This is a genomic window from Actinomadura meyerae, assembly GCF_900188445.1.
In the GTDB taxonomy this organism is placed as follows: Bacteria; Actinomycetota; Actinomycetes; order Streptosporangiales; family Streptosporangiaceae; genus Spirillospora; species Spirillospora meyerae.
Window position 1 is genome coordinate 1 of sequence record NZ_FZOR01000006.1, and the last position, 20673, is coordinate 20673.

Genomic DNA, 20673 nt, shown 5'->3' on the forward strand with positions numbered 1-20673 from the left:
ATCCGATGCCTCAAACGCTACGTCGCCCGCGAGCTCTACCAGATCATCACCACAAACGATCTTAGACTCGCCGCTTGACATCCATAAGAGCATCCTCGCAGTACGCCTGACCTCGCAGCCGGCCCGGCCCGCGTCGTGTGGTGTCGCCGGGCCTTTGACCTGCGCTTTGTTTTAACCTGACATAAGGGGCATACCGATCACCGTTCACGGGCCGTCCGGCCCACGGAGAAGGAATGGATGATCGACATGCTCACGACGATTCTCTGGTTCATCGTCGTCGGTGCCGTCATCGGAGCCCTGGCCCGGCTGCTCGTCCCGGGGCGGAACCCGATCGGCGTTCTGCTGACGATCCTCATCGGGGTCGCCGGCGCCGTCCTCGGCGGTGTCATCGCGAACGCGCTCGGTGCGGGCACGCTCATCGCCTTCGTGTTCGCCGTCGTGATCGCGGCGCTCGGAGTGGCGGGACTGACCGGCATGAACGCGCGCGGGCACGGCGGACGCGGCGGCCGCGGGCGCGGCTGGCGCACCCGGCGCGGCACGTTCTAACGGCGCGGCGCGCGGTCTGACGCGCGCCCGGCACTCCGTGAAGGCCCCCGCCCGCGAGGCGGGGGCCTTCACGGCTTCCGAAGCCGCGGAAGGGCTCAGGGCGTGGGGACGGCGGCGCCCGCCGCGCGGAAGACGTCCGGCCGGACGAAGCTGCCGAGGCGCCGGTAGGGGATGTGGAACGCCCGCCATTCCCGGCCGCACGCCATCGAGTACCCCATGCGCGCCACCGGCGGGTAGAAGTCGATCCCCTGGCGCGTCGGCAGCATGTGCAGGACGCCCTCGTTCACCAGGGCGGGGGTGAGGTCCTGTGCGTCCGACGGCTTGCCGGTGTACCTGCGGCCATCGGCGTCCCAGAACGGGCCCTCGTCGCACAGGGCACCGTGACCCGGTCCGTACTCGCCCAGCAGGCGGGTGAGGGCGCTCATGCGCGCCTGGGTCAGCGCGTCGGGGCGGAGGAAGTCGCGGGCCGCCAGCGCCCGCCCGGTGGTGAGGTCGACGGTGACCACGCGTATGGCGGGTGTGTTCCGCGTCATGGCCGTCCCGCTGAAGGTGTAGCGGACGGAGAAGAGCCTGGGGCCGTTGAGGCCGACGTCGTACTCGACCTTGCCCGTGTAGGGGTTCGCCGGGTCGTCCCTCGGCGCGAAGGCCGCCAGGTCCGATGCGGCGGTCGCCGCCCACCGCTCGGCCGGCTCCCGGATGAGCGCGTTCACCCTGCCCGCCAGCCCGGCCGGGAGCCCGGAGACATGCGGCACCCGCGCCGTGACGCGGGTCGTCGGGCCGCTCGACGTCCGCGTGAACGACACGGGCCGCACCTGGACGGCCCGGGGCCGGTCCGCGGGCGCCGCGTCGCCGCCGGTGCTCGCCGCGTACACGCCCGCGCCGCCCGCCGCGACGGCGGTCGCCGCGATCACCGCCCCGGCGGCCTTGGCGGCGACCGCCGCGGAGACCCCGCCGCCGGCAGTCACGCCCGCCGCGGTGCCGGTGGCCGCCGCCGTGCCCGCGGCCGTGCCCGCGGCGGTTCCGGCGGCCGCGCCGGCGGGGGCCAGCCCGGCGGCCACCAGCGGGAAGACGGCGGCGAGCGCGACCGCCGCGCCCGCCATCGCCCGCACCCCGCGCGCCTCCCAGCCCGCCCCGTACACCGAGGACGCGACGGCGTCCAGCTCGGCGACGAAGTCGGCGGCGCCGGACGGGCGGTCATCGGCGGCCTTGGCCATCCCCCGCGCGATCAGGTCGCGCAGCGCGGTGGGCACGCCCTCCACCGGCACGGGCGCGCGCAGGTGCGCGCCCGCGAGCGCCGCGAGGTCGCCGCCGAAGGGCCGCCGCCCGGTGACGCACTCGTAGAACACGCAGGTCGCGGCGTACACGTCGGTGGCCGGGGAGGCGGGCCGCTTCTCCCACTGCTCCGGGGCCATATAGGCCGGCGTGCCCGACCCGCCGCCGTCCCCCGCGAGCGCGGCCACGCCGAAGTCGATCAGCTTGCTCAGCCCGTCCGCCCGGACGACGACGTTCGCGGGCTTGTAGTCGCGGTGCACCACCCCGGCCGCGTGCGCGGCGGCGAGGCCCCGCAGGGACCCCTTCAGCACGGTGAGCGCGGCCTCCGGCTCCAGCGCGCCGTGCTCGGCGAGGATCCGCTTCAGCGAGACCCCGTTGACCGCCTCCATCACCAGCGCGACGCCGCGCTCGGCGCTCACGAACCGGTACAGCCTGACGACGTGGGGGTCGTCCACCCGGCCCAGCATGACCGCCTCGGCGCGCAGCGACTCGACCGCGCGCTCGTCGCCGTCCCGCCGGGCCAGGTACTTGATCGCCACGGGGGCGCCGGAGCCCGCGTGCCGGGCCAGCACCACCCGGCCCTGCGCGCCCGCCCCGAGCTCGCGGACCTCGGTGAAGCCGTCGACGCGCCAGGGCGGGGTCTCGGCGGCGGGCTGAGCGGCCATGATCTAACTCTGCGCGATCACCGGGCCGGCGGCGGAGCCGCCGGCCACGGAGTGTCCGGATGTGGCCGCGCGGCAGGGCGGCGGCCGGGTCCCGCGAGGCGCCTCCGCCCCCACCGGATAATGCCTGGCGGACGGGGCATGGAATACGCGCGACCGCGCGAACGTTGAGACGTGTGATCGGCTATTGGTGTATGTAACCGGCGGTCGGTACACTGCGTGGCGGAGTGTGACCGCACGCAGCCACAGCGAGTGACTGCTTTCAACCCCTGACTGCGGTCGCCGAGAGATTTGAGCAACGGCTGGTCCCTCCCGCGCGAGCGCGCGGCCACCGGAACGACGGCGTGTCCGCGAGGACGCGGTCGCACCGGGGAACCGCGCCGCACCCGGGAGCGGAGACCCCGCATATTGGAGGCTGAAAGCCCTGACTACCTTTCGTGAACTCGGGGTCGTACCCGAGATAGCAGACGCCCTTGAAGCAGAGGGCATCGTGGAAGCGTTCCCCATCCAGGAACTCGCCCTCCCGATCGCCCTGGGCGGGCACGACATCATCGGCCAGGCCCGCACGGGCACCGGCAAGACCCTCGCGTTCGGCGCCGCGCTGCTGCAGCGCATCGAGCACGGCGGCAAGGAGCCGCGCGCCCTCGTCGTCGCCCCGACCCGCGAGCTGGCCCTCCAGGTCACCGACGATCTGCTGGTCGCCGGCGGCAAGCTCGGCACCCGCGTGCTGTCGGTCTACGGCGGCCGCGCGTACGAGCCGCAGATCAACGCGCTCCGCGAGGGCGTCGACGTCGTCGTCGGCACCCCGGGCCGCCTCCTCGACCTGGTCAAGCAGAAGCACCTCGACCTGTCCAAGGTCGGCGTGCTGGTGCTGGACGAGGCCGACCGCATGCTCGACCTCGGGTTCCTGCCCGACATCGAGCGGATCATCAAGCGGATCCCGGCGCAGCGCCAGACGATGATGTTCTCGGCGACCATGCCGGGCGAGATCGTCGCGCTGTCGCGCCAGTACCTGACCCGGCCCACCAACGTGCGGGCCGAGTCGCACACCGAGTCGGACGCGACGCCGCAGGTCGTCCAGCACGTCTTCCAGGCCCACCAGATGGACAAGCCGGAGATGCTGGCGCGGCTGCTGCAGGCCGAGGGCCGCGGGCTGACGATGATCTTCTGCCAGACCAAGCGGGCCTGCGACCGGGTGGCCGCCGACCTCGCGCAGCGCGGCTTCGACGCCGCCGCCGTGCACGGCGACCTCGGGCAGAGCCAGCGCGAGCGGGCACTGCGCGCGTTCCGCAACGGCAAGATCGGCGTGCTGGTCGCCACCGACGTGGCGGCCCGCGGGCTCGACGTCGACGACGTCACCCACGTCGTCAACTACGAGTGCCCCGACAGCGCCGACACCTACGTGCACCGCATCGGCCGCACCGGCCGCGCGGGCAAGGAGGGCGTCGCGGTCACGCTGATCGACTGGTCCGACCTCACCCGGTGGAAGCTGATCAACGGGCAGCTCGGCCTGCCGTTCGCCGAGCCGCCGGAGACCTACTCCACGTCCCCGCACTTCTTCGAGGCGCTCGGCATCCCCGCCGGCACCAAGGGGACGCTGCCGAAGGAGCAGCGGCACGGGCGCGCCGGGCTGGACGCCGAAGAGCTGGAGGACATCGGCGAGACCGGCCGGATCCGCAGCCACACCCGCGGCGACCGGGACCGGGACCGGGAGCGTGAGCGGCCGCGCCGCCGCAAGCGCAACCGGACCCGCACCCGCGGCGGTAAGCCCGTCGAGGCGGCCGCGGCGGGGGCCGAGACCGCCGCGTCCGAGGCAGGGTCCGACGCCGGGTCCGGCACCGCGCCCGACGCCGCGTCCGGTGGCGCGCCGGACGGCACCATGGTCGACGCCGTGGCGACCGAGCGCAAGCGGAGCCGCACCCGCCGCCGCACCCGTGCCGGCAAGCCGGCGGCCTCGCAGGCCGAGGCATCGCAGACGGCCTGATCACCTGGGACGACCGCGAGACCGCACCCGGTCTCGCGGTTGTGCTGTTCCCGGCCCGGGTCGTGCTGTTCCCGGCCCGCCGCGACGCTCCGCGTCCCGCTACGGGCGGGTGCGCCCGATCGGGCGGCCCCGGCCGTCGCGGAGCCGCAGCGCGGTACCGGGATGGTCGGTGATCAGGACGGCGACGCGCGGGTCGCCGAGGAAGCGCCGCATCACCGGTTCGGCGTTGACCGTCCAGATCATGGCGGGGATCCCGGCGCGGCCGCACTGCCGCAGCACGCCGACGCGGGCGAGCCGGTGGTTGAGCGCGACCATGTCGGCGCCCGCGCGGCGGATGAGGCGCAGCGGCGCGAAGTCGTGCGCGGCGCCGCGCTCCCACAGGTTGCGCCCCACCGACAGCGCGGTCCGCACGCCGGGGAAGCTCTTCTTGATCTCCATCAGCGAGGTGATCTCGCGGGTGGTGACGACGAACCCGTCCCGGCCGAACGCCTCCACCGCGAGCGCGACGGTCTCGTGCTCGCAGCCGCGCTCTTTGAGGTCCAGATGCCCCTTGGCGTGGCCCGCGATGACCTCCATGGCCTCGCTGACCAGCGGCACGGGCCGGGTGGCGAGGTCCTGGACGCGGGCGTAGCTCAGCCGGTTCAGGCGCAGCCCGGCGACCTCGGGATCGTGGTGCACGACGAGCCGTCCGTCGCCCGTCCGCCTGATGTCGATCTCCACGTACTCGGCGCCGGACGCGGCGGCCTCGGTGAGCCCCGTCAGCCCCGCCTCGTCCCGGCGGTGCGCGGAGATGGCCGGTGTGGAAGGCACGCTGGTGACGGTACCACCGAAACTTTTTCACCGATGTCCGTCCGGACCCATTGACTAGGCTGGTGCTCCGTGAGTACGCCCCGGTTCCTGACCCTGCCCCCCGGCGTGAGCCGGACGACCGTCGAGACCTCCCGCGGCGCGTTCGCCGCGCTGGAGGCCCTCCCCGGCTCGGGCGTGCCCGACCGCTGGCCCGCGCTGCTCGTCCCCGGGCTGACCGGCAGCAAGGAGGACTTCCTCGCCGTCCTGCAGACCCTGGCCGCGTCCGGCCGCCGCGTCGTCGCCGTCGACATGCGCGGCCAGTACGAGTCGATCGGGCCGGACGACGACGCCGCCTACACGCGCGCCGCGCTCGGCGCCGACATCGCGTCCCTGCTGGACGTCCTCGGGCCCGACCCCGTCCACCTCGTGGGGCACTCGTTCGGCGGCCTCGTCTGCCGGGAGACCGTCCTGTCGGGGGCGCTGCCGGCGTCGCTCACCCTGATGAGCTCGGGCCCGGCCGCCGCGACCGGGCAGGCCGCCGCGAAGGCCCGCGCCCTGCGCGACGCCCTGCCCGAGCTCGGCCTCGCGCAGATCTGGGAGCTCGCCCTCGAACCCGACTACCTGGGCCGCGGCGTGGAGCCCGAGATCCTGGCGTTCCTGCGGGCCCGCACCGTCGGCAACTCCCCGAAGGGCCTCGCCCGCATGGCCGACGAGCTGCTCACCGCCCCCGACCGCGTCGAGGAGCTGACCAAGCACTGCGCCGACTCCGGGCTGCGCACCCTCGTCCTGTACGGCGAGGACGACGACGTCTGGGAGCCGCCCGTCCAGGCCGCCATGGCGGAGAACCTGAACGCCGCCAAGGTCGTCATCCCCGGCGCCGCCCACTCCCCCGCCTGGGACGCCCCGGAGACCACGGCCGCCGCCCTCCGCACCTTCTGGACGGAGACGGAGCAGAGCCTGAAGTAACGCGCCGGGGCCCGCCGACGTTTCGTTCAGGCGAAGTAGTGGCCCTTGTCCAGGTCGTCGAGCAGCCCGGCCTGGACCGGCCGCCATCCGAGCAGCTCGCGCGTCAGCGCGCTCGACGCCGGGCTGTCGACCCCGACCATCGCGGCGAGCCAGCCGAAGTGCCGGGCGGCGTCCTCCGGAGCGATGGACTCCACCGGCAGGCCGAGCCGGCGCCCGATCACCTCCGCGATGGCGCGGAGCGGCACGCCCTCGTCGGCACTGGCGTGCAGCGCGGACCCCGCCGGGGCCTTCTCCAGCGCCAGCCGGAACAGGTTCGCGGCGTCCAGGACGTGCGCGGCGGGCCAGCGGTCGGCCCCGTCCCCGACGTAACCGGAGACGCCGGTGTCGCGGGCGATCGCGACCAGCCCCGCCATGAACCCCCGGTCTCCGTCGCCGTGCACGGTCGGGGGGAGCCGGACGACGGACGAGCGGACCCCGCGCGAGGCCAGGGAGAGCACGAGCTTCGCGGTGGCCTGCCGGAGCGACGGCCCCTCTCCCCACTCGGCGGCGCCGCCCTCGTCCCGCTCGGTCGCCACGCGTCCCGGCGCGAGGCCGAGCAGCCCGGACGCGAGCACGAACGGCCGGCCGGTACCGGCGAGCGCGTCGGCGAACGCCTCGACCGCCCGGCGGTCCGCCGCGGCGGCGTCCGGGAAGCGGCCCTCGTCGAAGGCGACGTCGTGCTTGAACGCCAGGTGGATCACCCCGTCCGACGCGGCGGCCGCGTCCCGCAGGACGTCGAGGTCGTCCAGGGTGCCGCGCCGGACCTCGGCTCCGGCCCTGTCCAGCGCGGCGGCCGAGGCGTCCGACCGGGCGAGCCCGACGACCCGGTGCCCCGCGCCGATGAGTTCGGGGACGACGGCGGACCCGATCCAGCCGGACGCCCCGGTGACGAACACGCGCATGAGAAACCTCCAGTACCACGACCGATGTCAGTCACTGTCATCACGCTACCACGCCGATGTCAGTGACTGTCATCGACTAGGATCCCCGGCATGGGGCGATGGGAGCCGAACGCGCGCGGCCGGCTCGAGCAGGCGGCCTTGGACCTGTACGGCGAGCGCGGGTTCGAGAAGACGACCGTCGCGGAGATCGCCGCCCGCGCGGGCGTCACCGAGCGGACCTACTTCCGGCATTTCGCCGACAAGCGCGAGGTCCTCTTCGGCGGCACGGCGGAGCTGCTGGACCTCCTGACGACCGCCGCCGCCGGCGCGCCCGCCGCCGCGACCCCGCTGGAGGCGACGGCCGCCGCCCTGGAGGCCGCCGGCGGCGTCTTCGCGGGCCACCGCGACCGCGCCGCCCGCCGCCAGGAGATCATCCTGGCGAACCCGGAGCTCCGCGAGCGCGAGCTGATCAAGATGGCGGCGTTCGCCGCCGCGCTCGCGCACGCCCTGCGCGAGCGCGGCGTCCCCGGCCCGGCCGCCACTCTCACCGCCGAGACCGGCATCGCCGTCTTCAAGGTCGCCTTCGAACGCTGGCTCGACGCACCCGCCGGGCGGGAGTTCACGGACGTCATCCGGGAATCCCTCAGCGAGCTGAGAACCCTGACGGCTCCCTGACGAAGAACCACAAACCCGGATGTAACGGTGAGCAATCAGAAAGCCGCGCAACGGAGTCGCGACCGGCCTACCCTGAGGGCATGCCGGTGGATTACCGAGCCCCCAACATCAACGCGCGGAGCCTGGGGCAGCATCTGCGGAAGATCCGGGAGATCCTCGAACTGTCCTACGCCGAGGCGGCATCCCACCTCGGCGTCGACGCCGACTGGCTCGCCCGCGTCGAGACGGGCTTCGGGCCGATCACGCCCGAGCAGGTCGCCGGCATCCTGGACGCCTACGGCGCCCCGCCGCGCATGCGCGAGATGCTGGTGGACCTCGCGTCCCGCCCGGCCGGCCCGCCCTGGCTGGCCCGCCACGTGGGGCGCCTCAAGGCCCTCGTCCGCGACATCTACACGGTCGAGTCGGAGTCGCCGCTCATCCATGTCTTCGGCATCGGCCACCTGCCGGAGCTGGTCCGCTGCGAGGCGTACGCGCGGCTGGTGTTCGAGCACCACATCCCCGAGGTCGACGTGGACGAGGAGTGGGACCTGCTCAGCAGCCGCCAACGGCACCGCCCGGGCGGAGCGCCCCGCACGCTCGAGGTCGTCCTCGACGGGCTGACCCTCCAGCACCACGGCGGCCCGCCCGCGGTCTTCCGCGCGCAGCTCGGCCACCTGCTCGGCCTCGGCGGCGCCTCGACCGTCCGCGTCATCCCGCCGGAGACGGGCGTCCACGCGGGCCTGGACGGCTCGTTCGACGTGCTGGAGTTCCCCGGCCGGCCCGACCGCGTCTCCCTCGTCCACACGATCCTCGGCATCGACGTCGCCGGAGGCGACCTCTGGGACACCTGGCGGAAGGTGGAGGCGGTGGCCCTGCCCCCCGCCGACTCCGCCGCCTTCCTCACCGGCCTCCGCGACTCCCTGTAGCGTCACGGCCCGACCTGCCGCCCGACGTGTGGATCGCGTTCGACGCGACCGCCTGAACGGGGGCGGTCAGGACGGGTCGATCAGGACGCCCGGGTTGAGGATCCCCGCCGGGTCCAGGGTCGACTTGACGGCGCGGAGGGCGGCGGCGAACGGGGCCGGGCGCTGGCGGTCGTACCAGGGGCGGTGGTCGCGGCCGACCGCGTGGTGGTGGGTGATCGTGGCGCGGTGGGCGGACAGGGCGTCCGACACGGCCGTCTTGATCTCGTCCCACTGGGCGACGGTCGAGCCCCAGCGGCCGGACGCGTACACGCCGAAGTAGGGCGCGGGGCCGTCCGGGTAGACGTGGGTGAAGCGGCACGTCACGACGCCCTGGGCGCCGGCCTCGTCCATCGCCCGCCGGGCCGCCGCGAGGACGGCCTCGCGCAGGGCGGGGAAGGCGCCCCAGGTGCAGGCCGTCTCGAACGTCTCGACGATCATGCCGTGGGCGGCGAGGGCGTCGCGCTGGTAGGGCATGCGCAGGAACGCGGCGCGCCAGGTGTCGGACGCGTCGCGCTTCGCGCGGGGCTGCGGCCGGCCGCCGTGGTCGCGGCAGAGTTCCAGGGCCCGGTCCAGGAGCGCGTCCACCGGGTGGTCGGCCGACTCGAAGCCCAGGACGAGGACCCCGCCTGGTGAGTCCGTACCGGCGTTCAGCAGTGCCTCCATCGGGTCGAGGAGGCGGCAGTTCGCCGGGTTCAGCCCCGACTGAGCGAGAGCCCGCGTCGCGTCAACGGCGTCGTCGTTGGCGGTGAAGAGCACGGACGCCCCCGCGCGCCAGCGGGGCCGCTGCTGGAGGCGCATCCATGCTTCGGTGATGATGCCGAGGGTCCCTTCCGAGCCGAGGAACAGGCGGTCCGGTGAGGGGCCCGCGCCCGAGCCGGGCAGGCGCAGGGACTCGCTCACTCCCGCCGGAGTCACCACCCGCAGGGCTTCCACCATGTCGTCGATGTGGGTGAGGACGGTCGCGTAGTGGCCGCCCGAGCGGGTGGCCAGCCACCCGCCGAGCGTGGAGAACTCGAACGACTGGGGGAAGTGCCGCAAGGTCAGGCCCCGCGGCCGCAGGTGGTCTTCGAGCGCCGGGCCGTAGACGCCCGCCTGGACTCGGGCCGCCCTGGCGGTGGTGTCGATCTCTACGACATCGGCCAGGCGGCCCAGGTCGAGGCTGATCGCGGGCCCGCCTCCGCGGGGTTCCACGCCTCCGACGACCGAACTGCCCCCGCCGTACGGGATGAGGGCGATCCCGGCGCCGGCGCACCAGTCGAGGACATCGACCACGTCGCTCTCGGTCCCCGGCCTGACCACCAGGTCGGGAACCTCGCCCAGCTCCCCCAGCAGGTTGCGGACGACGTCCCGGAACGCCTTGCCCCGGGCGTGGCCGAGCCGGTCGGCCGGGTCGTCGGAGCAGAGCGCGGCCAGGGACGGGGGCGCGGTGACACGCGGGGGCCGAACGTCGAGGTCGCCGACCTCTGGGGGCTCGTGGCCGGTCAGGTCGGCGCCGGGCAGCAGCCCGGCCACCCGGTCGATCAGCGCAGCGCGCTCCGCGCCCGTGACCGCGTCCTCCACATGTCCCCAGCCCCACCAATATCGCATGCCCCCATCATCAGGTGAGGTTGAGGCCGCCGTCCACGGCCAGGGTCTGCCCCGTCAGCCAGGTGCTGGACGGATCGGCCAGGCGGACGATCCAGGCCGCCACCTCGGCGGGGTCGCCGCGGCGCGCCAGCGGGATGCGGGCCGCCTCCGCCCGCTTGACCTCCTCGACGGCGGCGGGCGGCAGGCCCGCCGCGCTCAGGGCCTCGCTCTCGGTGGGGCCGGGGGCCAGCGCGTTCACGCGGACGCCGTCGTCGGCCAGTTCGAGGGCCCAGCTGCGGGTGAGCTGCTCCAGGGCGGCCTTGGACGCGGCGTAGTGGGCGGCGCCGGGCAGCGGGCGGTGCCCGTAGGTGCTGGACACGTTGACGATCGCTCCCCTGCTGTCGCACAGGTGCGGCAGGGCGGCGCGCGCCAGCAGGCTCGGGGCCGTGACGTTGAGCTCGAAGAGGCCCGCGATGCCTTCGGCGGTGGTCTCCGCGAGCGGCATCATCCTGGTCGCACCGGCGTTGTTGACCAGGACGTCCAGCCGTCCCCAGCGGGACACCGCCGCGTCGACCACGGCCCGGGCCGTGTCCGGGGCGCGCAGGTCGGCCGGGTGGACGGCGATCCCCGGGTGGCCGCCCGCGGTCTCGTCCAGGGCGTCCTTCCGGCGGCCGACGCCGAGGACGCGGGCGCCCGCGCCGGCGAAGAGGCGGGCGGCGGCGCGGCCGATGCCCGAGCCGGCGCCGGTGACGATGACGGTCGTACCGGTGAAGTCCACGAAGCTCCCTATGTTCGATGTTCGGCGAACATCGAACAAAGTAGCATGGCGGCATGAAGCGAGCGCGCCATCCGGCTCCGGACGAGATCGGCCTCGTCGGTGTCATGGGGGCGCTCAGCGACCCGATCCGGGTGGGGCTGGTGCGCGTCCTCGCCGACGGCCGCGAGCGCGGCTGGGGCGAGCTGCGGGCGCCGGTCGCCAAGTCGACGCTCAGCCACCACCTGCGCGTCCTGCGCGACGCCGGCATCACGCGGACGCGCGAGGAGGGCACCCGCTGCTACGTCACGCTCCGGCGCGACGACCTGGAGGCCCGCTTCCCGGGGCTGCTCGCCGCCGTCCTGGACGCGGCCCGCGGCGACGACGTCGGCGCCCACGTCGGCCTCCGCACGGACTGACCCCCGGACCGACCCCCGGACCGACCCCGAAATCCGCCCGTACGCCCGCTGGACAAAACGCGTAACACTAAGGTTACATATCACCGTGGACGTCTTCGAGGCGGTGGCGGATCCGGTGCGGCGGCGCATCGTGGTGCTGCTCGGCGAAGGGCCGCGGACGGCCGGGGCGCTGGCCGCGGCGTTCCCGGAGATCAGCCGCCCCGCGGTGAGCCGGCATCTGCGGGTGCTGCGGGAGGCGGGGCTGATCACGGCCGAGCCGGTGGGGCGCGAGCGCCACTACCGGGTCGACACCGGTCCCCTGGCCGAGATCGACCGGTGGCTCTCGGCGGCCCGCAGGGACGCCTGGGAGGCGCGCTTCGACGCCCTGGAGACAGAGGTCCACCGGACGCGGCGCGACCGGTGCGCGCGACCGGACGAAGGCGACCCGCCCGCGACTTCGAGGAGAACGGGATGACCCGACCGACGCCGACAGGCCGGCTGCTCGCCACGGCGACCGGTGCCGACCTGCGGATGACGCGCGAGTTCAAGGCGACGATCGAGGAGGTGTGGGCGGGCATCACCGAGCCGGAGCGGACGGCCCGCTGGTTCGCGCACTGGAGCGGGGAGGGCCGGCCCGGCGCCACCGTCCGGCTCACGCTCACCCACGAGGAGGGGCGGCCCGAGAGCGACATGACGATCCTCGCCTGCGAGCCGCCGCGCAGGCTCGAGGTCGAGACCGTCGACGAGTACGGGCGCTGGCATCTGGAGGCCCGGCTCGACGAGGCCGGGGGCGTGACGACGCTGACCTTCACGCACCATCTGGATCCCGGCACCGACGTGAGCACCACCGGCCCGGGGTGGGAGTACTACCTCGACCGGCTGGCCGCCTCGCTGGCGGGTGCCCCCGCCCCGGACTTCGACGACTACTACCCGGCGCAGTGCGCGTACTACGCGGGCCTGACCGCGGACTGAGCCGCCCGTCTTCACTCTGACATGGGCATATGTCACGATTGAAGGTGGATGTGGCGATGCGGCGCGACGGGCCCGGACGGCCGGTGCCGCGGAGCCGCGAGCGCGCCCTCCGCGTGCCGGGGCCTGGGCCGGCGAGGAGGGGACATGCGCAAGATGGCCGACTGCAGGGACATGCCGAGCGAGTCGGGCTGCACGCTCACCATCAGCGGCGAGGAGGACGAGGTCGTCCGCGCCGCCGCCGAGCACGCGGCCTCCGTGCACGGGCACGACGACACCCCCGAGCTGCGGGACGAGATCCGCGCGGGCCTCAAGGACGAGCCCGCGATGGCGGGGAGCTGACGCGGATGACCTTCGTTCAGATCATCGAGTACGAGACCGACCGCCAGGACGAGCTGGACGGGCTGTTCGACGAGTGGGCGAGCGCGACCGAGGGCAAGCGCACGGCGACGCACGAGTTCCACACGAAGGACCACGAGAACCCGGCCCACTTCGTGGACATCGTCGAGTTCCCGTCCTACGAGGAGGCGATGCGCAACAGCGACCTGCCGGAGACGCGGCGGATCGCCGAGCGGATCCAGGGGCTGTGCAGCTCCGGGCCGAAGTTCATGAACCTGGACGTGGTTCGCGACGAGCCGCTGTGACGCACACCCCCCGCGGCGCCTGACGCGTCCGCGGGGGGCGGCGGCTCACATCGCGGCCGCTCGGACCGCTCCCGTTCGGGCCGGGCCTGCTCGGACCGCCGCTGGTCAGACCGTGGCCGTGAACAGGTAGTTCATCGGGAACCCGAGCGTGTCGCGGGGCAGCGGCGGCCAGGGCCAGCGGCCGTAGGACGCGCCGTCCTCGCCGGGCAGCCGCACCTGCTCGGGAGTCCACCCGCAGGAGCTCAGGAACTCCTCCGGACGGTCGGTCCCCCAGAGCCAGGGGCAGCCGTCCGCGCGGAGGCGCGCAAGGCCCTCCCGGGTGAACTCGCTGATCATCGACTGGTGGGCGATCAGGTCGCCGGCCAGGACGCTGCCGGGAGCCGAGAGGGAGGCCAGCCGCTCCAGCAGGGTGCGGGCGTCCCCCTCGGTCAGGTAGAACAGCAGGCCCTCGGCGACCCACAGGGTGGGGGCGGAGGCGTCCCACCCGGCGGCGCGGAGGTCCCCGTCCCACGGCCCGGTCAGGTCGGTGCCGATGCCGCGCCGGTCGCAGCGGTGGACGGCCTCCAGCTCGGCGAGCCTCTTCTCCTTCCACTCCATGAGCGCGGCCTGGTCGAGTTCGTACAGGACGGTCCCGGACGGCCAGTGCAGCCGCACCGACCGGGTGTCCAGGCCCGCCGCGACCAGCACGACCTGGGCCGGCGCGGACCGGGCGATCACCTCGTCCAGCCAGCGGGTGCGGATGGCGAGGAACTCGGTCGTGCCGGGGTTGTCGTAGCGCTCCCAGCGGGCGAAGCCCTCCGGGCCGGCGAGCGCCTCGGCGAGGGCGTCGGTGAACAGGGCGTCGGCGCGGCGGGTCTCCACCGCGCGCGCCGCGGCCGTCCAGCGGGCCGTCGCGGACACGCCTTCCATCGGGTCTCCTCTCACCGGCGGCCGGCCGTCACGGCGTCGACGAGGCGGCGCATCGACTCCGGGAGCCGCGCGGGCGCCATGTTGCCGTCGGCGTCGGGCCGGACGCAGGCGACGCGCTGCTCGCCGGTGGCGACCAGCTCCTCCCCGCCCGGACGCTGCCGCCAGTACTCGAACTTCATGGTCATCTGGGTCTGGCCGACCTCGCCCGGCGTCATCCGGACGACCACCTCGTCGAAGATCGTCAGCTCGCGGAGGTACTCGCACTGGCAGCTCACGGTGAGCAGCCGGACCCCGTCGCCGAACCCGGCGACGACGTCGGGCGTGTACTCGCGCAGGCAGAGCTCGCGGGCGCGGCCCTGCCAGCTGATGTAGTTGACGTAGTTGACGTTGCCGAGGAGGTCGGTGTCCTCGATGGTGACGATGTGCCGGTACTCGTAGCCCCTCACGCCGCGGCCTCCCCGGTGAGCACGGCGAGGACGACGGGTCCGGCGACGCCGCGGATCCCGGTCGCCATGGTCGCCACGCGGGCGTCCCCGGCGGCCAGCACGGCCCACCCGTCCTCGTGGGTGGAGTGCAGGACGAACGGCGTCCCGGCGGGCAGCCCCGCCTTCACCGCCGACTCGCCCGCGGCCCACACGCGGGTCGCGGCGGTGTCGAAGTCGTCGTCGACGTCGGCGTGCAGGGCGTCGGCGAGCGCGAGCCCGTCCGCGCCGAGGAGGCCCGCCCAGGCGTCGCGGTCGCGCGCGGTGACCAGCTCCAGGTCGCAGCCGGGGGTGCTGGACGCGAGCGTGACGCCGGAGCAGTGCGCGATCGAGACGGTGTCGCCGCTGCTCGCCTCCGGCTTGCCGTCCGGCCGGTGGCGCAGCACGACGTCCCCGCCGAGCAGCCGCCGGACGGCCAGTTCGGCGGCCTCGCGGCGCCCGCCGTCCGGGTCGGTGTCGACGACCGCCCGCCCGGCGAGGCCGAACGCGACGAGGGCGTGCTCGATGTAGGGGCCGAGCAGCGCGGGCACCCATCCGGCCGGCAGCGGGAACTTCTCCACCATCCGGGTGGTGAAGCCCTCCCAGGTCTCGATCAGCTCGCCGTCCTCGTCGGTGACGTCCATGTCCCAGCAGTCGCCGTCCAGCCGGTAGCGGGCGTGGACGAACGCCGCCGTCGCGCCCGCGTTCGGCCCGGGGACCAGGCGCTCGACGCCCGCCGGGATCGCCAGGACGGTCGGCGCGCACAGCGCGAGCGGCTGCATGTAGGCGTCGCGGGCGGCGGGGTCGCCGAGCAGCAGCGTGGCGGGCAGGTAGCGGCCGAACCAGGGAACCCGGGTGTCCGGCAGCAGCCGGGCGGTGACGTGCCGCGCGTCGGCGCGGCGGATGTCGCCCATCAGCCGGAACCGGGGGCCGTGGAACAGCATCGGCCCGTACAGCTCGGTCTGCGGGTCGATCGCCATCGGCGGCAGCGCGGCGTTGTCCTGCCGGACGAGCCCGGTGCCCTTCGGCGTCCCGGCGGGCACCTCGCAGACCGCGCGGAAGTGGTCCACCTGGAAGCTCGTGGTGCTGCACCGCACGACGGCGGTGACGCTGCCGGGCCCGGTGCGCAGCGCGGCGACCCGGACGGTGACCGTCGCGTCCTGCGGGACCGCGATCGCGCGCAGGAACTCCACGCCGGACATGACGGGCGGGGCGTCCAGCTCCAGCAGCGCCGCCGCGGCCTGCGCCATGATCTCCATGCCGACGGTGCCGGGCAGCACGGCCTCCGTCCCGCCGCCGAACACGTGCTCGGCGAGGTAGGGGTCGCTGCCCCAGCCGACCTCGGAGTCGGCGACCAGCTCGATGCCGGGGTAGTTCACCCGCGTCCGCTCCAGGAAGCGCAGCAGCGGCGGCTCGCCCGTGCCGAACGAGACCGTCGGCATCTCGCCGAACCGGCCGGTGACGACGGCGACGACGGGGGCGTCCGGGTCGGCGACCAGGGCGCGCAGCATCGCCACGCCCTGGTCGGGGGTGATCGTGGTGACGCCCGCGCGGGACAGGTTCTCGACCGAGCCGAGCCGCTCCCCCATGCCGACGCCCGACCACAGCGACCACTCGACGGCGCGGAACCGGCAGTGCGGGTGCTCGGCGGCGAGCCGCTCCACCAGGTCGCTCTGCCATTCGTTCGCGACGGCGTAGTGGGCCTCGCCGCGCAGGCCCGCGCGTCCGGTCATGCTGCCGAAGGTGACGACGAGCCGGAGCCGGGCGGTGTCCACGGCGGCGAGGACGGCCTCCAGCCCGGCGACCTTGGGGTCGATGGTGCGGGCGTAGTCGTCGTCGGTCAGCTCTTCGAGCAGCTTCGGGACGTTGCCGCCCGCGCCGTGCAGGACGGCGGTGACCGGGCCGAGCTCGGCCTCCGCCTCGGCGACGGCGGCCGCGACGCGGGCGGCGTCGGTGACGTCGGCGCGCAGGTAGCGGGCGGTGACCCCGGCGGCCGCCATGCGTTCGAGGTTGGCGGTCAGCTCCGCGTCGCCGGACGGGTCCGAGCGGCCGACGAGGGCGAGCCGCGCGCCGCTCTCGCGGGCCAGGGCGAGCGCGCACTCGGCGGAGATGCCCTTGCCGCCGCCGGTGACGAGCAGCACGTCGTCCGCGCCGAGCGGCAGGTCGGTGCCGTGCGGATCGACCGGCGCGAGGACGGGCTCGCGGCGGGCGCCGCCGTCGTGGATCACCTCCCGGAACCGGCTCGTGGCGGCGGCGTCCGCCGCGACCAGGCCGGGGGCGGCGGGGTCGCCGAGCGGGACGGTCACGACCGTGGTCGCCACCCACGGCGCCTCGAGGTGCAGCGTCTTGGCGAACCCGGCCGCGCCGGGGCCGTCCTGGACGATCACGCAGCGCGTCACGTCCTTGCCGGTGAGGACGGCGTCGGCGCCGGCCCGCAGCGTCGCGAGCCGGTCGGTGCCGGACGCGACGACCACCAGGACGCCCTCGCCCAGTTCCGCCGCCTCCAGCGCCTCCCGCAGCGCCCCCGCGGCCGGGTGGTCGCCGACGACCCGCCAGGAACCGGCGGAGCGCGGCGCGGCCCGGCCGGGCACCGCCGTCTCGCGGCGGTCCACCGCGAACGCCCGCACCCACGGGCCGACGCCCGGCGGGACGATCTTGGCGGCGGCGGCCTCGGCGTCCTCCGCCCCGGCGCCGCCGGTCGCGACCAGCTCCTGCAGCGTCTCGGCGACCTGCCCGAGGGTGGCGGTCGCGTAGCCGGTGGGGGCCGCGGTCTCGGGCAGGTCCAGCGTGCGCATGGCCTCGCCGACCAGCTCCGACACCACGATGGAGCTGAGGTGCAGGTCGTCCAGGAACTTGCTGTCGGCCTGGACTGCCTCCAGCGGGAACTCCGCGCGGCGCGCGACCAGCGTCCGCATCAGCAGCAGCGGGTCATCGGTGCCGACCTCCTCGGGGACGTCCCCGCCGGAGGCCGCGCCCGGCGCGGCGGCGCGGGCGGACGCGTCGGCGAGCAGCGCGGCGTCCACCTCCGGGACGATCTCGCAGAAGTTCGCGATGAACCCCGGCTCGGTCTCCGGGTCGAACGGCCGGATCAGCCGGTCGGCGAACAGCTCGCCGACGCGGACGCCCGCGCCCACGGCGAACGCGGCGCCGAGCGCGCCGAGCAGCCCGGCCAGGGAGTCCTCGTCGGTGCGGGTCGCGACGGCCGGCACGCCGGTGATCTCCCGGGCGAGATGGGTGAGGACCTGCCCCGGCCCGACCTCGATCAGCAGGTCGGCCGCCCCGTTGTCCGAGGGGGGACGACCCCCCGCACCCCCCGACGCGCCTCCGGCGGCATTAGCGAGCGCATCAGCAAACCGCACCGGCGCCGTGATCTGCTCCCGCAGCAGGTCGCGCAGCGCTTCCGGCCCCGTCGAGGCCGCCAGCGCCTCGCCCGTCACCGTGGAGAACACCTGGCGGCGCACCGGCGCGAGCGGCTCGTCCCGCAGCCGGGCCTCGAACGCCTCGGCGGCGGGTGCGACGAGCGGCGAGTGGAACGCGTGCGACACCGGCAGCCGGACGCTCTGCAGCCCCGCCCGGGTGGCGCGGCCGATGACGCGCAGCAGCCCGTCCACCGGCCCGGACACCACGGTCTGCCGGGGGCCGTTGTGGCCCGCGATGACGACGCCGTCGTCCTGCTCGGCGAGCAGGTCGGCGACGGCGGCGGCGCCGGCGGCGATGCTCGCCATCGCGCCGTCGCCGGCGGCCAGCTCGCTCATCGTCGCCCCGCGCGCCGCCGCGATCCGCAGCAGCGCCTCCTCGTCGAGGGCGTCAGCCCAGTGCAGCGCGGTGATCTCGCCGAGGCTGTGCCCGACGGCGGCGCCGGCCTCCACGCCGAGCGCGGAGAGCACCCGCAGCCCGGCCGCCGAGGCGGTCGCGATGCGCGGCTGGGCGACGGCGGTCTCCACCTGGTCGGCGCCGGCGGGCAGCGCGGCCGTCTCGTACAGCTCGTCCACCGTCTCGAAGCGGCGGCGCAGCGCACCGCCGTCCGAGCGGGTCCCCGACCCCTGGCCGGGGAACAGGAACACGATGCGGGGCTGCTCGCCCGGCCCGCCGACGAACACGCCGGACGCCGGGTCGATGTGCCGCTCCCCCACCTCGGCCAGTTCGGCGACGCGGCGCAGGGCGTCCGCGAGCTTCGCCGGGGTGCTCGCGACGACGGCGGCGCGCCACGGCCTCCGGTCCAGGCTCCCGGCCAGGTGCGCGGCGAGGTCGGGCAGCTCCGAGCGCGCGGCGGCCTCGGCGACGGGCGCCAGCGCGGTGGCCCGCTCGGCGAGCGCGGCGGGCGAGTCGGCGTCCAGCACGAACAGCTCCGCGTCCTGCGGGGAGTTCAGCAGGGTGCGGGTGCGGGCGCCGAGCCGGGCGCGGCGGGCGGGCCGCGGCGCCTCGACCACCATGTGCGTGTTGATGCCGCCGAAGCCCATCGCGCTGACGCCCGCGCGGAGCGGCGCGCCCTCCGGCCACGCCTCGCCCTTGCGCAGCACGCGCAGTGCGTCGCCCGCCTCGTCCAGCAGCGGGTGGGGGCGCTCGCAGCCGGTCGTCGGCGGCAGCACGCCCGCGCCGACCGCCCGCACGCTCTTGATCAGCCCGGCGACGCCGGCGGCGGCCTTGGTGTGCCCGATGTTGGCCTTGATCGAGCCGACCGCGGCGGGCGCGGCGGACCCGCCGGCGGCGCGGCGCGCCTCGATCAGCGTCTCCAGCTCGGCGGCGTCGCCGACGGCCGTGCCGGTGCCGTGCCCCTCGAAGTAGGCGACCTCGTCCGGGCCGAACCCGGCGCGGCGGTAGGCGCGGTCCAGTGCGAGCCGCTGCCCGTCGGTCTCCGGCCGGGTGATGCCGCCCGCCCCGTCCGACGACACGCCCCAGCCGTCGATGAAGCCGTGCACGCGGTGGCCCTTGGCGACCGCGTCCTCCTCGCGCATCAGCACGACCATGCCGCAGCCCTCGCCGGGCCAGAACCCGGCGGACCGCTGGTCGTAGACGCGCATCTCGTCGACGGCGAGAGCGCCCGCCCGGGAGAAGCCGATCAGCTCGGTGGCGTCGACGCTGATGTCCACGCCGCCCGCGACGGCGAGGTCCATGTCGCCGGAGACCAGCCCGTTGCACGCGGTGATGACCGACAGCAGCGAGGACGCGCACGCGCCGTCGACGACGTAGCCGCCGCCGTTGAAGTCGAAGTGGTTGCAGATCCGGCCGGCGATCGTGTTGGACAGGCCGCCCGCCAGGGAGTCGCCGTCGGGGACGGGGAACGGCGCCTTGTAGGAGTGCTCCAGCTCCGCGAGCAGCGTCGCCAGCCGGTCGGGGTCGACGTCGCCCTTGAGGGCGTCCGCCACGACCCGCCGCACGTACGGCCAGCGCAGCCGCATCTGCGCGGCGCGGATGCCCTCGCCGGTCAGCGAGTTGCCGACCAGGACGCCGGTCGTCTCACCGGGCGCGCCGCGGCCCTCGGGGAACCCGGCGTCGGCCAGCGCCTCGGCCGCCGTCTCCAGCGCGAGCCAGTGGGTCAGGTCCGCGTTGCGGAAGGTGGATCCGGCGACCTTGAAGCGGACGCGGTCGAACTCCCAGTCGCGCAGCAGCGCCGCCTCGGTGATGTAGATCAGGTCGGCGGCGGTCCGGTCGGCGCTGTAGTAGTCCTCCAGCCGGATCCGCTGCGACGGGATGCGGCGGAACGACCGGCGCCCGGCCAGGACGTTGTCCCACAGCTGGTCGGGGGACGAGGCGTCGGGGAACCGGCATGCCATGCCGACGATCGCGATTCTGGAACTCACATTGCACCCCACAATGCGCCTGCGCATTTCCCGGCCCCGGCGCGGACCGTTTCCGGGCACGCCGAAACGAACTCCGTGCCGTGGGTGGGGAGAATGCGGCGAAGCCGTGAATGACCATTCTCAGAGCGCGCGGACGCCGCGCACGCGGGCCCGCCACTCCAAGATCAATCTGTAAGTTACTCGACTGTAGGGAGCCTCCGGAACCCCGTCAAGCAGCCGAAGTACTAAGTCACTAACAATTTTCGGCCGTGCCGCCGCCATTCTCGTCACCCTCATACCCGGGAGCACCCGTTTGCGGCGTAGCGCGCGCCGCATCCCGCCGGATACCCGGATGACCGCTTTCCGGGTGGCGGCGGCACACAGCGCGACGACGGAAAAGCCGAAGGTTAGCTGAAAATTCATTCACCCCGGGT

At 74.8% G+C, this 20673-nt stretch carries 18 protein-coding genes; 10 read left to right on the forward strand and 8 right to left on the reverse strand.

Annotated features, from left to right (window positions below):
• The first annotated feature begins 237 nt into the window (after positions 1–237).
• On the forward strand, positions 238–546 hold the full coding sequence (locus CHF16_RS08355; protein WP_245868288.1) for a GlsB/YeaQ/YmgE family stress response membrane protein: 309 nt from the start codon (positions 238–240) through the stop codon (positions 544–546).
• 95 nt (positions 547–641) lie between these two features.
• On the opposite strand, the gene CHF16_RS08360 is transcribed toward CHF16_RS08355, so the two are convergent.
• A complete protein-coding gene (locus CHF16_RS08360) occupies positions 642–2483 on the reverse strand; it encodes a serine/threonine-protein kinase (RefSeq protein WP_089325361.1) in 1842 nt (613 codons plus the stop codon).
• Between the two features lie 487 nt (positions 2484–2970).
• On the opposite strand from CHF16_RS08360, the gene CHF16_RS08365 reads away from it, so the two are divergent.
• A complete protein-coding gene (locus CHF16_RS08365) occupies positions 2971–4464 on the forward strand; it encodes a DEAD/DEAH box helicase (RefSeq protein WP_218826589.1) in 1494 nt (497 codons plus the stop codon).
• A gap of 99 nt (positions 4465–4563) precedes the next feature.
• Here the strand turns inward: CHF16_RS08365 and CHF16_RS08370 are convergent, their stop codons facing one another.
• Positions 4564–5274 (reverse strand): glycerophosphodiester phosphodiesterase, encoded by a 711-nt coding sequence (locus CHF16_RS08370; RefSeq protein ID WP_089325363.1) that lies wholly within the window; start codon positions 5272–5274, stop codon positions 4564–4566.
• A 69-nt stretch (positions 5275–5343) separates the two neighbouring features.
• Here CHF16_RS08370 and CHF16_RS08375 point away from each other — a divergent pair, with 69 nt between their 5' ends.
• On the forward strand, positions 5344–6219 hold the full coding sequence (locus CHF16_RS08375; RefSeq protein ID WP_089325364.1) for an alpha/beta fold hydrolase: 876 nt from the start codon (positions 5344–5346) through the stop codon (positions 6217–6219).
• A gap of 26 nt (positions 6220–6245) precedes the next feature.
• On the opposite strand, the gene CHF16_RS08380 is transcribed toward CHF16_RS08375, so the two are convergent.
• Positions 6246–7160: an SDR family oxidoreductase gene (locus CHF16_RS08380; RefSeq protein ID WP_089325365.1), complete on the reverse strand. Its 915-nt coding sequence runs from the start codon at positions 7158–7160 to the stop codon at positions 6246–6248.
• A gap of 90 nt (positions 7161–7250) precedes the next feature.
• On the opposite strand from CHF16_RS08380, the gene CHF16_RS08385 reads away from it, so the two are divergent.
• The gene (locus CHF16_RS08385; RefSeq protein WP_089325366.1) at positions 7251–7814 is read left to right on the forward strand and encodes a TetR/AcrR family transcriptional regulator; all 564 of its coding nucleotides are present in this window, start codon (positions 7251–7253) and stop codon (positions 7812–7814) included.
• Between the two features lie 80 nt (positions 7815–7894).
• Positions 7895–8719, forward strand: a complete 825-nt coding sequence (locus CHF16_RS08390) for a helix-turn-helix domain-containing protein (RefSeq protein WP_089325367.1) — start codon at positions 7895–7897, stop codon at positions 8717–8719.
• A gap of 66 nt (positions 8720–8785) precedes the next feature.
• On the opposite strand, the gene CHF16_RS08395 is transcribed toward CHF16_RS08390, so the two are convergent.
• Together CHF16_RS08395 and CHF16_RS08400 are read right to left on the reverse strand one after the other, a co-directional pair.
• Complete coding sequence (locus CHF16_RS08395) at positions 8786–10345, reverse strand: FAD-binding oxidoreductase (protein WP_089325368.1); 1560 nt, start codon at positions 10343–10345, stop codon at positions 8786–8788.
• Positions 10346–10355: 10 nt separating this feature from the next.
• A complete protein-coding gene (locus CHF16_RS08400; protein WP_245868289.1) occupies positions 10356–11102 on the reverse strand; it encodes an SDR family NAD(P)-dependent oxidoreductase in 747 nt (248 codons plus the stop codon).
• Positions 11103–11155: 53 nt separating this feature from the next.
• Between CHF16_RS08400 and CHF16_RS08405 the strand changes: the two genes are divergently transcribed.
• From CHF16_RS08405 to CHF16_RS08425, 5 genes are all read left to right on the forward strand, one after another.
• Positions 11156–11497 (forward strand): ArsR/SmtB family transcription factor, encoded by a 342-nt coding sequence (locus CHF16_RS08405; RefSeq protein ID WP_089325369.1) that lies wholly within the window; start codon positions 11156–11158, stop codon positions 11495–11497.
• 85 nt (positions 11498–11582) lie between these two features.
• Entirely contained in the window at positions 11583–11951 is a 369-nt protein-coding gene (locus CHF16_RS08410) for an ArsR/SmtB family transcription factor (protein ID WP_218826590.1), read from the forward strand.
• Positions 11948–12448 (forward strand): SRPBCC family protein, encoded by a 501-nt coding sequence (locus CHF16_RS08415; protein ID WP_089325370.1) that lies wholly within the window; start codon positions 11948–11950, stop codon positions 12446–12448. Before CHF16_RS08410 ends, CHF16_RS08415 begins: the two co-directional genes overlap by 4 nt.
• A gap of 144 nt (positions 12449–12592) precedes the next feature.
• Positions 12593–12787 carry a DUF1059 domain-containing protein gene (locus CHF16_RS08420; RefSeq protein WP_089325371.1) on the forward strand — a complete coding sequence of 65 codons (195 nt, stop codon included), beginning with the start codon at positions 12593–12595 and terminating at the stop codon, positions 12785–12787.
• A 5-nt stretch (positions 12788–12792) separates the two neighbouring features.
• On the forward strand, positions 12793–13089 hold the full coding sequence (locus tag CHF16_RS08425; RefSeq protein ID WP_089325372.1) for a hypothetical protein: 297 nt from the start codon (positions 12793–12795) through the stop codon (positions 13087–13089).
• Positions 13090–13194: 105 nt separating this feature from the next.
• Here CHF16_RS08425 and CHF16_RS08430 read toward each other — a convergent pair whose 3' ends face one another.
• The 3 genes from CHF16_RS08430 to CHF16_RS08440 are packed head-to-tail and all read right to left on the reverse strand — an operon-like array spanning position 13195 to position 20260.
• Positions 13195–13998 (reverse strand): class I SAM-dependent methyltransferase, encoded by an 804-nt coding sequence (locus tag CHF16_RS08430; protein ID WP_089325373.1) that lies wholly within the window; start codon positions 13996–13998, stop codon positions 13195–13197.
• 11 nt (positions 13999–14009) lie between these two features.
• A complete protein-coding gene (locus CHF16_RS08435) occupies positions 14010–14444 on the reverse strand; it encodes an acyl-CoA thioesterase (protein ID WP_179271440.1) in 435 nt (144 codons plus the stop codon).
• Positions 14441–20260 carry a type I polyketide synthase gene (locus tag CHF16_RS08440; RefSeq protein ID WP_245868290.1) on the reverse strand — a complete coding sequence of 1940 codons (5820 nt, stop codon included), beginning with the start codon at positions 20258–20260 and terminating at the stop codon, positions 14441–14443. Before CHF16_RS08440 ends, CHF16_RS08435 begins: the two co-directional genes overlap by 4 nt.
• Positions 20261–20673 lie beyond the last annotated feature (413 nt).